The organism is Empedobacter sp. GD03797, from assembly GCF_029842105.1.
Classification (GTDB): domain Bacteria; phylum Bacteroidota; class Bacteroidia; order Flavobacteriales; family Weeksellaceae; genus Empedobacter; species Empedobacter falsenii_C.
Genome location: NZ_JAOCFS010000003.1, coordinates 159,706 through 172,289 on the forward strand (window position 1 = coordinate 159,706; position 12,584 = coordinate 172,289).

The 12,584-nt window shown below is 30.5% G+C and carries 14 protein-coding genes; 10 read left to right on the top strand and 4 right to left on the bottom strand.

Features of this window, described 5'->3' with window-relative positions; all coding sequences use genetic code 11:
* The first annotated feature begins 4 nt into the window (after positions 1 to 4).
* Positions 5 to 1,291, top strand: coding sequence for an Ig-like domain-containing protein (locus N5D90_RS04130; protein ID WP_280061663.1), 1,287 nt, complete (start codon positions 5 to 7; stop codon positions 1,289 to 1,291).
* 58 nt (positions 1,292 to 1,349) lie between these two features.
* Here the strand turns inward: N5D90_RS04130 and N5D90_RS04135 are convergent, their stop codons facing one another.
* The 4 genes from N5D90_RS04135 to N5D90_RS04150 form a co-directional block, all read right to left on the bottom strand.
* Positions 1,350 to 2,912, bottom strand: coding sequence for a M20/M25/M40 family metallo-hydrolase (locus N5D90_RS04135; RefSeq protein WP_280061664.1), 1,563 nt, complete (start codon positions 2,910 to 2,912; stop codon positions 1,350 to 1,352).
* A 128-nt stretch (positions 2,913 to 3,040) separates the two neighbouring features.
* Positions 3,041 to 4,072, bottom strand: a complete 1,032-nt coding sequence (locus N5D90_RS04140; protein WP_280061665.1) for a hypothetical protein — start codon at positions 4,070 to 4,072, stop codon at positions 3,041 to 3,043.
* 242 nt (positions 4,073 to 4,314) lie between these two features.
* Positions 4,315 to 4,776 carry an Hsp20/alpha crystallin family protein gene (locus tag N5D90_RS04145; RefSeq protein WP_114999694.1) on the bottom strand — a complete coding sequence of 154 codons (462 nt, stop codon included), beginning with the start codon at positions 4,774 to 4,776 and terminating at the stop codon, positions 4,315 to 4,317.
* A gap of 170 nt (positions 4,777 to 4,946) precedes the next feature.
* Positions 4,947 to 5,738 carry a S1/P1 nuclease gene (locus N5D90_RS04150; protein WP_038332246.1) on the bottom strand — a complete coding sequence of 264 codons (792 nt, stop codon included), beginning with the start codon at positions 5,736 to 5,738 and terminating at the stop codon, positions 4,947 to 4,949.
* A gap of 305 nt (positions 5,739 to 6,043) precedes the next feature.
* Between N5D90_RS04150 and N5D90_RS04155 the strand changes: the two genes are divergently transcribed.
* The 9 genes from N5D90_RS04155 (at position 6,044) to N5D90_RS04195 (ending at position 12,572) form a co-directional block, all read left to right on the top strand.
* Positions 6,044 to 6,385, top strand: coding sequence for a PadR family transcriptional regulator (locus N5D90_RS04155; RefSeq protein ID WP_038332243.1), 342 nt, complete (start codon positions 6,044 to 6,046; stop codon positions 6,383 to 6,385).
* Positions 6,378 to 8,174 carry a PspC domain-containing protein gene (locus N5D90_RS04160; RefSeq protein WP_038332241.1) on the top strand — a complete coding sequence of 599 codons (1,797 nt, stop codon included), beginning with the start codon at positions 6,378 to 6,380 and terminating at the stop codon, positions 8,172 to 8,174. Before N5D90_RS04155 ends, N5D90_RS04160 begins: the two co-directional genes overlap by 8 nt.
* 147 nt (positions 8,175 to 8,321) lie before the next feature.
* Positions 8,322 to 8,882, top strand: coding sequence for a 1-acyl-sn-glycerol-3-phosphate acyltransferase (locus N5D90_RS04165; protein WP_038332240.1), 561 nt, complete (start codon positions 8,322 to 8,324; stop codon positions 8,880 to 8,882).
* Positions 8,883 to 8,885: 3 nt separating this feature from the next.
* The gene (locus N5D90_RS04170; RefSeq protein ID WP_280061666.1) at positions 8,886 to 9,308 is read left to right on the top strand and encodes a hotdog fold thioesterase; all 423 of its coding nucleotides are present in this window, start codon (positions 8,886 to 8,888) and stop codon (positions 9,306 to 9,308) included.
* On the top strand, positions 9,301 to 10,323 hold the full coding sequence (locus tag N5D90_RS04175) for an isochorismate synthase (protein WP_280061667.1): 1,023 nt from the start codon (positions 9,301 to 9,303) through the stop codon (positions 10,321 to 10,323). Before N5D90_RS04170 ends, N5D90_RS04175 begins: the two co-directional genes overlap by 8 nt.
* A gap of 94 nt (positions 10,324 to 10,417) precedes the next feature.
* The gene (locus tag N5D90_RS04180) at positions 10,418 to 11,251 is read left to right on the top strand and encodes a 1,4-dihydroxy-2-naphthoyl-CoA synthase (protein WP_280061668.1); all 834 of its coding nucleotides are present in this window, start codon (positions 10,418 to 10,420) and stop codon (positions 11,249 to 11,251) included.
* Between the two features lie 94 nt (positions 11,252 to 11,345).
* A complete protein-coding gene (locus N5D90_RS04185) occupies positions 11,346 to 12,101 on the top strand; it encodes a prolipoprotein diacylglyceryl transferase (protein ID WP_280061669.1) in 756 nt (251 codons plus the stop codon).
* On the top strand, positions 12,098 to 12,331 hold the full coding sequence (locus N5D90_RS04190; RefSeq protein ID WP_038332233.1) for a hypothetical protein: 234 nt from the start codon (positions 12,098 to 12,100) through the stop codon (positions 12,329 to 12,331). The genes N5D90_RS04185 and N5D90_RS04190 overlap by 4 nt, the downstream gene beginning before the upstream one ends.
* 10 nt (positions 12,332 to 12,341) lie before the next feature.
* Positions 12,342 to 12,572, top strand: a complete 231-nt coding sequence (locus tag N5D90_RS04195; protein WP_280061670.1) for a hypothetical protein — start codon at positions 12,342 to 12,344, stop codon at positions 12,570 to 12,572.
* Positions 12,573 to 12,584: the final 12 nt, after the last annotated feature.

Consider the following 12,584-nt stretch of genomic DNA (forward strand, 5'->3'; position numbering starts at 1 on the left):
CTACATGAATAAATTACTAAAATTAACTTTGTTGATTGTTTTATCGATAAAGATAAATGCTCAACAAATTATTACAACTGATATTGATAATTTTTGGAACGCTTATGATAGTATCAATAAAATGAGTAATGAAAAAGCTTCAACGTTTAAAAAAATGTATTTAGATAATGGTACAATAGGATTGAAAGATTTTGCGAAAAACAAAGATTTTAATGAAACTAATTATGTAACAGCTTTTGAGAAATATCCTGAATTTTGGAAAAGTATTCGAAAAAATACACTTGTTTCAAGTGAACAAATTCAAAAAACGAAGAAAGCTCTAAAAGAATTTAGAAAACTTTATCCTAACGAATCGAAAGGAAATATTTATTATACAATTGGAGCTTTACGTTCTGGAGGAATGCCAAATGGAGAGGATTTAATTGTAGGCTTAGAGAAAGTCGTTGGAGATAAAACAACTAATACATCTGAATTTGAGAATAAGACTTTACAGAATATGTTTCAGTTTTCTAATCCTTCGTTGTTAGGTTTTGTAAGTGTACACGAGTTTATCCATACTTTTCAGAAAGGTAGTGAAGTAAATGTGCTTGCGAAAGCTGTAAAAGAAGGTTCGGCAGATTTTATAGCAGAATTAGCTCTTAAAGAAAAGTATAATTCACATTATTTAGATTATGGTTTTAAGAATTATGATTTAGTAAGAAATCAATTCAAAAATCAACTATTCAGTCAAAATTTTCAAAATTGGTTTTATAATAGCGAAACAAACGAACATCCTGATTTGGGATATTTTGTAGGTTATGCAATTTCTAAGAATTATTATGCGAATTCGAAGAATAAGAAACAGGCGATAAAAGACTTGATTGAACTGAATTATGAAGATGAAAAAGCTGTATTTGAAGTATTAAATCAATCAAAATATTATTCAGAAGTACTGAATATAGAAGAATTGAAATCAAACTATGAAAAGAATCAACCTCGCATAGTAAAAATTATTGAGTTTGAAAATGGAGCGCAAAATGTTGATACAACATTAAAGCAAATACAAATTGTTTTCTCAAAGCCTTTGAATGATAAAGTTTCAATCAATTTTTCTAAAAATGGTAAGGACCATTTTCCATTAAATAAAATTGTTGGATTAAATGCTGATAAGACAATTTTAATATTAGAAACGGTTAATTTACAAGAAAATACTTTATATGATTTTTATATCACTAATCGTTCGACTAGATCATTAGATGGTTATCCTTTTATAGAAGAAGAATATAAAATAGAGTTTAAAACAAAAGAATAAATTTAGAGTAAAATCAAAAAAGTCCACTTTCAGTGGACTTTTTATTTTGAAAAATATCTTATTTCATGTAAGCATCAGAATTTCTTGCAGGGCTTTTAACCTCTGGCCATTCTTGCTGTTTTCCATCTCTACCAGTAGGTAAAACACGGCGCTCACGACTTACTAAATCTTTTTCTTGATCTGCCATCATCGTTAAAGTTGCACTCAAAATTGCATTTGTTTGTACTTCTTCAAAAACGATTTTATCATACGTATCTTTGTTTGTGTGCCAAGTATACGTACCGTAACCCCAATTTAACGAACTAAGTCCGAAAGCTGGCGCTCCTGCAGCGATAAAAGATGCATGATCCGAACCTCCACCACTTGGCATTCCAGGGAAATCTGTCTTGATTTCTTTCGTAATAAAATTAGGAACAGCTTGTAACCAACGCGTCATATATTCGTATGATTTTTCGTATCCAGAACCGTTGATGTTTACTACACGTCCAGTTCCATTATCTTGATTAAATACAGCTTGAGTGTTTTTAATAATTTCTGGATGATCTTCTACAAAAGCACGAGAACCATTCAATCCTTGTTCTTCACTTCCCCATAAACAAATCAAAATTGTACGTTTGTTATTTGGATATAATTTTTTGATTGTACGAATCGTTTCCATCATTGTGATAGTACCAGTTCCGTTGTCTGTCGCACCTTGCGCACCATCCCAAGAATCGAAGTGAGCAGAAAGAATAATGTACTCGTTTGGTTTTTCTTTTCCTTTAATTTCTCCAATAATATTGAATGTTTTCGCAACTCCATTGTGTTTAGATTGTGCATTAACAGTCAATTTCGGAGCAGTTCCATTTTCAGCTAAACGATATAACATTCCGTAATCTTCATTAGAAATATCTAACATTGGGATCGTTTTCGTTTTTGCACCAAAAATTCTATTTGCACCCATAATTCCTGTCCAATAAGAAATTGCAACTGCTGCAGCTCCATTTTTCTCAAAAACTTCTGGAAGTGTATTGTTGTTGTAACCTGTTACTTTGATAGAATTTGCCCAAGCTTCAGCTTCAGCTTTTCTTGTTTCAGTAACTTTTTTATACAAATCCTCTAAACCAAAATCTTTGTATTGATAATCAGAACGTCCATATGATTGGTTTTGAGACATCAAAACAACTTTTCCTTTTACAGAAGGTAACCACGCATCAAATTCGGCTTTTGTTTTGAAAACTGGCATTGCAATAGCATCTGCATTCACAGCTTTTTTAGTTGATGGTGACCATGCTAATTGCGTAGCTTCGATAGATTTTGCTCTTGGATACGTCATATCAACATGCGTTATTCCGCGCTCCCATGCTTTCCATGTTCCATAATCTTCACGGCGTGCATCAATTCCCCAAGATTTCAACGTTTTAATTGCCCATTCTCCTGCTTGATCCATTTGCGGAGTTCCTACTAAACGAGGTCCGATTCCATCTAATAATTCGTGCGAAATTTTCTTCAACTGCGAATTATTTTGAATTTCGGTTACAAAACTTTGTACAGTTGGATCTAATTTCTCTTGTGCTTGCGCATGCACTGCAATAGACGATAATACGATTGTAGAGTAGGTTAATGTGTTAATCAATTTCATAACTAAAGTAATTTCGTGTGATAAATTTTACAAATTAGGTCTAAAATAGAATATTTTGTGAAATAAAAAAAGACATCCGTAGATGTCTTTCATGTATTTGTGTTTTTTTGAAAATATAATATTGTTTTTTAATTATCTTTCATCTTAATGAATCGATTATTTTGCAGTACAAATATTTTATCAGGGTTATACGCATGACTCTTTTTTGATTCTTCATTTAATGGAAAAACCGTAATTGCTAAAACAGGAAAATCATTGAAACTAAATATTTGTAAATTAATATTTTTATACAAATATTCGTCCTGAGAAAAATTTGCATCAAGTAAATTGTAATAATTAATTAATTCGATATCGCTCATAATACTTTCGGTTAAATTTTCTGGATGATAACCAACAAATAATAAACCTCCCTGACCATGCAGCATTGCATAAATATTTTTTTCAATTTCTTTCGGACAATTCTTTTCTAAAAACTGAACATAATCAAAATCTTGATAATGAAAAAGATGATCGTAAAGACAATCTAGAATAAATTCGCGGTTCGAAATATTATTTATAAAAAATTGTCTTGTTGGGTTATTCCACAAAAAAGGTGTGTCTAAAATTTCAAAATGATTATCTTCAATATCAAAATTTGAGAATAGATATTTATTTAATTTTATTGCATCTATTTGTTCTTCAAAACCTAAGTTTTTCAGTAATTTATATTCGATTATTAAATGATTAAGTTGTTCAGAATAATTAATTTGTTCAAAATTTTTTAAAGAATAAATTTCATATTCGTTGTCTTTTTTTAAAGTATCGAAATCTTCATTTAAAACAAAAGACAAACTAATTCCGTAAGGAAAAATAGTTTCATTTGGAGTGATAAAAATAGCTTCTTGATTAACTAGTTTTAAACGTTTGTAATTATTTCCGTTAGGATAATTGATTTCAGTATTTATTCGATCAATTGCTTTTGGTTGAATAAAATTACTTTCAATTTGTAGCAAACCTTCATTTGAAATAATTTCGATGTAATTTTCAAGAAAACTAAAAGCATCCAACCTGTTTTTTAATCCATTATCCGAATTAAATTCAGTTATTTGAAATTCTTTTGAGCTTGTGCAAAAACGTGTTTTTACAACATAAGTTATTGTAGATAAAATGTTTTTGTGCATAGTTGAATTTTAGTCTTTTGTAAATGTAAAAGATTAGTTTTTAATAATTTTCACTAAAAAGCACTTTTTTCTAAAAATTATTAAGTGTTTTTGTTAAGAACTTTTTCATTCCGTTTTCGATAAAATAGTTACTTTTTTGAACATTGTTTTTGAGGAAATGATAAAATTATAAATTTGATTTAAACAAAAATCCTCAACTCCGAAGAATTGAGGATTTAATAACCAACTAAAATTAACTATATCTATGAAATTTGTATGCTACGTTTTTCTTTTGGTAAAGCTTCTTCTTTTTTAGGTAAAACTAATTGTAAAATTCCGTTTACATAAGAAGCTTCTATTTTGTCTTCGTTTATGGTTTCTGGCAATGTAAATGCTCTTTTGAAACTTGAAAAATTAAATTCTCTTCTCGAAAATTTTTCATCTTTTACTTCTTCATTTTGTTTAAATTCTGATGAAATTTTCAAAATATTTTCATCAATTTCAATTGAAAAGTCTTCTTTGTTTAAACCTGGTGCAGCTAATAAAATCTCGAAACTATCTTCGTTTTCTTTGATATTTACTGCTGGAAATTGATTTTGAGAATTTACAAAAGTTTCAAATTTTGGACGCATTGCATTTTCAAATCCAAAAGGAAAATAATTTGCTCTGTTTTTTCTAACTGTATTCATGTCTTGTATGTTTAAATTTTTGATTTCATTGTTCATGCTTACTTCTTTTCAAATTACATGCAAAATGATTTTACCGGACAAAATGACTTGTTTTGTAGTTTGCTTAATGTCAAAAAGTCCGAAGTATTAAATTTAACGCATAAAAAATCCTGAAAAATTGACTTTTCAGGATTTGAATTTATTTTAGAATGATCTAAAAATCTATTTTATTTGAATACATCGTCTAAAACTTTTGCTAAACGAATTCCTCCTTTTAACAGTTGATCTTCGATGATAAATTTATTATCAAAATGGTAACGATAACCTAATTTATCGTCCATTTTTACTCCTGCATAGATATTGTTTGCAAGAATGTACGAACCATAAATCCAATCAGCATAAGTCCCTTCTTTCATTGCTTTTTGACGTTCTTTTGACGCAATATCCAATAAATTAGAATATTCTGTGTACGAATAGTTTTCGTAATCTACCAATTTAGAATCCCAAACGGTGTGGATATTTACTTTATCACGGAACCATTCAACTTTGATACGATTTCCTCCCAAATCATCTGGACGACCAACGTGAAGTGGTTGATGTGCATCTCCAAGAATGTGAATCAAGAAATATAAATCGTGTTGTTTTTGCTCGATTGTAAGGTTTTTATTGTTTTTTAATTCATTCATTAAAAACAAACCTTTTTTGTACATGTTTTCATCTGAAGTTTGCTCTAAAGCAGCATCAAATTGTTGACGATTTAAATCTCCAGGAATGTTAACATAGTGATAAGAATCTGCATGTTTCCAAGAATCATCAGACTTGATAAAATCTGGCCAGTTTGCCCAATAAGCTAACTTTTGTGGACCAATAATTTTTGTAATTTCTTTACGAGTTTTCTTGCTAATGTGTTGTTCTGCAATCTGAGAAACCACTCGGTGACCTGTTAATCCCCAAGCTAAAGCACTTTCTGAAGCTAAAAATGCACCTAAAAGCATTGCACTTCCTATAATTTTTTTCATTGTGTGAGCTCGATTTTTGACAAAGGTAATAAAACTAATTCAAGTAGAATGAGTGATTTTTGAAGGTGATTTTTAAATGATAGTTAATAATTTTCAAAATAAAATAAGGCTCTTTTTCATCAAAAAAATATCGATTTTAAAAGATTCTTAAAAAACTTTTAAAAAATATTAATTCAACAACCTTGATAAACAGACCGATTGTTGTGTTTTTTATTTATAATACTAAAAATAATTCAGTACTTTGTTTTACATAATACTAAAACTTTTATATATATTTGTATAACAAAATAAAACAAGCCGTTCTTATGAATATAGAGAAAACAAAAGTTCAGATGCGAAAAGGTGTACTGGAATATTGTATTCTCAGCATTATCAAAAAAGGAGATGCGTATGCATCTGATATCATAGACGAATTGAAAAAAGCAGAGATGATTGTTGTTGAAGGAACATTATATCCGCTTTTGACAAGACTTAAAAATGATGACCTTTTACAGTATCGCTGGGAAGAATCAACGTCAGGACCACCTCGCAAATATTATGCACTTACAGAGTTAGGTGAAAATTTTTTAAAAGAATTAGCTGAAACTTGGGAACAGTTAATTGAAGCCGTGAATAAAGTAACCACAGAAACGCACAAAAATGGATAAAACAGTATCAATAAGTATAGGAGGATTTTCTTTCGTGTTAGACGAAATCGCCTATAATAAATTAAAGACCTATTTACAAGATGTAAAAACTTCGTTGAGAGGAACGGAAGGTGTAGAAGATATTATTGAAGATGTAGAAATCCGTATTTCTGAATTATTTCGTGAGCGATTAAAATTTAGAGAAGTCGTAAACGAAGATGATATCAATTTTGTAATTGCTACGATGGGACATCCAGATCAATACAAAGTTGAAGAAGATGAAGAGAACGAAAAAACGTCTACAAATTCATCGTACAATTATTCGTCAAATAATCAATCGTATGGAGGACAACAAACTGGTGCGAAACGTTTGTACCGCGATCCAGATGATACAATTGTAACAGGATTGTCCTCTGGTTTGGCGCATTACATAGGTGTAGATCCTTGGTTTGTACGTTCTATTTGGTTAGTTCTGGGAATTTTAGGAATTTTCACAGCTGGTGTATCATTTTTATTGGTTTTGTTTTGCTACTTTATCTTGTTAATTTTTGTTCCAAAAGCAAAAACTACATCAGAGAAGTTACAGATGTACGGACAACCAGCAAACATTGATACATTAAAAAAAAACGTAGAACAAGCCAGTGAAGCTGTAGTAAGCGGAAGCAAAGAATTAAGTAATAAATTAGGTGGAGCCTTTGGCGTTTTTGGTCGAATTTTACTTTGGTTCATCGGATTTATCATTTTAAGTTCAGGAATTGGATTAATCATTGGAGGATTCTTTTTCTTCTTTACAACTTGGACAGAAATGCCAACAGAATTATTCGGTTACCTTGTTGAAGAAGAATGGATGAGTATGGCAGCCAAAATATTTGGAGGAATATTAATGGTAATTCCAGGTGTTTTATTGACAATTTTAGGTGTAAAATGTTTCTGGAATAAAGTTAAAGTAAGCAAAGCAGTTATCTTTGGATCAATCGCTCTTTGGTTTGTTGCATTATTTGCAATCATTGGAATTTCGGTAAGTACAGCAAGTAAATTTAGAAGTAATGTTGAAATGACTGAGGATAAAATTTTAAATATTCCATCAGATACACTTCAAATTCAATTTGTAAATAACGAAGACGGTAATTACAAATACAGCGGTTTTAATAAATTAGAACAATTGATTGATGAAAATGGAAATTTAGTTATTCCGATTTATAAAACTTTTGATATCGAAGAAAGCAATGATAATAACATTCATTTAGAAATTCGTTACTCATCAAAAGGAGGAAGCAAGGAAGAAGCGAAGCGTAATTTAGAGTCGATTAAATACAATTATCAATTGAATGGAAACAAGTTAAATTTAGATAATTTCGTTAAAATTCCTAAAGATGGTAAGTTTAGAGAGCAAACAGTTGATATCAAAATTTATGTTCCTAAAAATAAAGTAGTATTTGTTAAAAAATCTAACTCAGTAAATCTGCGTTCTGGACAATATGATACAGATTATATTAACGATGTGAATAACAATTATTTTGGATATAATGGAAAAAAATTCGTATGTTTGAATTGTCAAAAAGATTCAGATTCTGAGGACGATATCAATCTTGATTCAGAGGATCTAAACATAAATGTAAATGACGGAAACGATTCGGCGAGAGTTAGAATTGATAAAAATGGTATTCGTGTCGAAAGTAAAGACGGTTCAGTAGGACTAAATTTACCAAGAACTGAAAACAAAAAAGAAAAATCAAACCAAGAAATACACTATAAAGATGATACAGATTCTATTAACATTAACTACAGAAATCATTCAAATAATCGTTGATTTCTTTGCATAGACTTAAGAAGTATTTTAATTAATAATATTCAAAAAGAGACATTTCATTTCGGAATGTCTCTTTTTATTTTTGGTTACATTCGCTAATATCCGTTTCGAGTTTTGTATGTTTGCAAATGCATAAAGCATCATTTTATGAAAAAAATTTTAGGTAAACTTTTGTACTCATTAGGAGGTTGGAAATTAGATAATCATCTCGATTTATCGAAAGTAGATAAATGCGTTTTGGTCTGCGCTCCGCACACTTCCAATTGGGATTTTTACTACACTATTTTGGCTTTTTGGCAAATGGGAATTCCAATGAAAATGTTTATCAAAGATGCTTGGACAAAGCCTTGGTATGGATATTTTATTAAGAAAATGGGCGGAATCGGAATTGATCGTTCTCAACGACATAATATGGTTGATTTTGCTTCGGATATTTTAAAAAAATCAGATAAATTATATTTAATCAATACACCAGAAGGAACACGTTCTCGTGCAGAAAAATGGAAAAATGGATTTTTCTATATCGCTCAAAAAGCAGATGTTCCGATTGTTTTGGCTTATTGTGATTTCAAGAAAAAACGAGCTGGAATTTCAAAAATTGTGGATACAGAAAACAGAACTTTAGAAGATGTGATGGATGAAATTCAAGATTTTTACAAAGATGTTACGGCGAAACATCCAGCACTTTATAACCCAAAAATACATTAAATCATGAACGAACAAGATATTTTACAGAAATTCAACGAAATGTCGAAAAATACATTACTTGAAACTTTAGATATAGAATTTACGGCAGTTGGAGAAGATTTTTTATCAGGAAAAATGCCTGTAACGCCTAAAGTTCATCAGCCTTTTGGTTTGTTGCACGGCGGCGCTTCTATCGTTTTGGCAGAAACGTTGGGAAGCACATTGTCTAATATTATTCTAAATTCGGATGATTTTGTGGCGGTTGGTCAACATGTTGACGCAAATCATCTTCGTCCAAAGAAGGAAGGAATAATTTTTGGGCATGCAACAGTTGTAAAACAAGGTCGCACTTCGCATTTGATTAAGATTGAAATCAAAGATGAAAACGATAAATTAATCTGTTATACACATTTAACAAACGCCATTATTTCTAAAAAACATGTTTAAAAAATTTCAAGATAAACTTGAAAGATTAATTCAGAATCAAAAACCATTTCTACTTTTTAGAAAACCAAATTCTACACAAGTGGAGTTGTGGGAAAATAAAAGTTTAGAATCGGCTAACAAGTTTATTTGTAATAGTTTCGATAATACAAAATTGGTTGAATTTAATGACGGTGAGGTTATAGAAATTTCGATTGATGAATTACCAAATTTCGATCTTTCTTTACCAGAATCTGATCAAAATGAAGCGATTTCGTATGAAAATTATATTGATTTAATTCAAAAAACAGTTCAAGAATTACAAAGTGATTCACCAACTAAAAAAATTGTAATTAGTCGAATCAATTCACTTTCAGAAACGAATATTAATTTGGTTGAAACTTTCAAAAATTTACATCAACATTATCCAAATGCCTATGTGTATTTGCGATTTGATATAGAAGAAGGTTGTTGGATTGGAGCTTCGCCAGAGCTTTTATTGAAAGAAAATAACCAATTTATACAAACTGTTTCTTTGGCTGGAACAAAAGCAAAAGAAGATGAATGGACGGAAAAAGAATATTACGAACAAGAAGTGGTAACCGATTATATTTCGTCAACTTTAGAACCTTATACATCTTATATCGATGTTGATGGTCCATTTTCTGTAAATGCTGGCTTTTTTGAACATTTGAAATCATTTATTTCAGCTCAATTAAAAGACAAATCGCAGCTATATGATTTGTTGAAAGCCTTGCATCCAACACCTGCTGTAGGAGGAATGCCAAAAGATCTTTCAAAAGATTTTATCTTAAAAAATGAAGGATATGATCGTACTTTTTATGCTGGTTTTATGGGCTTTCAAAATAAAACAGAATCAGAGTATTTTGTGAATCTTCGATGTGCGAAAATCTTTTCTAATAAAGTCAATTTATATGTTGGAGGAGGTATAATGCCTGATTCTATTCCTGAAAATGAATGGAGAGAAACAGAGCTGAAGTCAAAAACAATAGGAGAGTTGTTGGTGAAATCAAATTAAAAAATAACCTATAGTTTTATTAACTTTATTCTTAATTAATAGAAAAGCCTTAATTTCGAAAAGTTAAATTTTTAATCAAAAAACAAAATATATAATGGCAACAATCAATTGGCAAACGGTAAAGGAATACGAAGATATCACGTTCAAGAAATGTGATGGTGTAATGCGTATTGCATTTAATCGTCCTGAAGTTCGTAATGCATTTCGTCCGAAAACTGTTTTCGAATTATTAGATGCTTTTCAATTAGCAGAAGAAGATCGTGAAGTTGGTGTAATTTTATTAACAGGAGAAGGACCATCTGTAAAAGACGGTGGTTGGGCTTTCTGTTCAGGAGGAGATCAACGCGTTCGTGGAGCAAAAGGTTATGAAGGACAAGATGGTGTTGGACGTTTGAATATTTTAGAAGTTCAGCGTTTGATTCGTTTTTCGACTAAAGTTGTTGTGGCTGTGGTAAACGGTTGGGCAGTAGGCGGAGGACATTCTTTGCACGTGGTTTGTGATATGACGTTGGCTTCTAAAGAGCACGCAATTTTCAAACAAACTGATGCTGATGTAGCTTCTTTTGATGGTGGTTACGGTTCGGCTTATTTGGCGAAACAGGTTGGTCAAAAACGTGCGCGTGAAATCTTTTTCTTAGGATTGAATTACTCTGCACAAGAGGCTTACGATATGGGAATGGTAAATTTAGTTGTTCCGCATGATGAGTTAGAACAAGTTGCTTTTGATTGGGCACAAGAGATTTTAACAAAATCGCCAACAGCAATTAAAATGTTGAAATTTGCTTTCAATTTAGTGGACGATGGTTTAGTTGGACAACAAATTTTTGCTGGTGAAACTACGCGTTTTGCATATGGAACAGAAGAGGCTGTAGAAGGTCGTAATGCGTTCTTAGAAAAACGTCCGAGAGATTTTTCTAAATTTAGATAAGAAAATTTTCAAAATATAAACTAAAAGCGATGTTTAACATCGCTTTTTTTATTTCTATAAAATCAATTACATTTACTCAAAACCTAATTAATCTGTGACAATAGATTTTCCTGTATCCATCGAAATTTTTGGACATTCGGTCTTAATTCATCCTATTCTCGAATCGGTCGGAATTTTTATTGCGATGCGTTATTATGCATTTCTAAGAAAACGCAACAAATCAAGTTTGTCTACAATTCAATCTTTCGGGATTATTATTGGCGCTTTAATTGGAGCACTTTTGGGGTCTAAAATAATTGGAACATTAGAAAATCTACAAGCTTTTTTAGAGGCAAAAAATCCCTTTCTTTATTTTTGGACGAGTAATACAATCATAGGCGGATTAACCTTTGGTTTAATCGGTGTTGAGTTAACCAAAAAAATAATTAAACATAAAGAAAGTACGGGCGATTTGATTGTTTTTCCATTAATTTTAGCAATGATAATTGGTCGAATTGGTTGCTTTTTAACAGGTGTTTACGAACAAACGTATGGTATAGAAACAACTTCAATTTTTGGAATGAATTTAGGCGATGGATTGATGCGTCATCCCGTTGCGTTGTACGAAATTGTTTACCTTCTTTTGCTTTGGATAGTTTTGAAGATTATTCAGAAAAAATATATTTATCCTTCCGGATATCTATTTCAAGTCTTTATGTTGGCTTATTTTTTATTTCGTTTTTGTTTAGATTTTATCAAACCAATTCATCCATTATTTTTAGGTTTAAGTTCTATACAATTAACATGCGTTTGTGTCATAATTTATTATATCTTTAAGTTATTACAAACTAAACCTAAATACATAAAATGATCTACGCAGTTATTTTTGCAGAAGGCGGTCTTGGAAGTGATTTTATTTATATTATCATTGCGATTTTGTTAGTGATTGCGATTATTGGTGGTGCTGTTGGTACATTAATTTCACTAATTATTAACTCAATTTCTGGACATAAAAAAGAAACAAAATATTATTTAATGGTTTTCGGAATGTGTGCTTTGATAATACTTATTATTTCGGGAATGGTTTGTGGTTCAATGTAAATCTTAGCCAATGTTAGCAGTTATTTTTGCGCAACAATTTATTCATACAGATGATATTGTTATGTTTTTATTATTTGTAGCATTTATTGGAGCAAGTCTTATTGCTCTTATTAGTTTAATTTATCAATCAATTCAAAAGAAAATTAATATACAACGATTAGTGATATTATTTTTTGGATCACTTATAGGATTGTTTTTATTATTTATAGCTTTAATCTATCTCATTTTTGATGGATTTTAAGTACTTAAAACT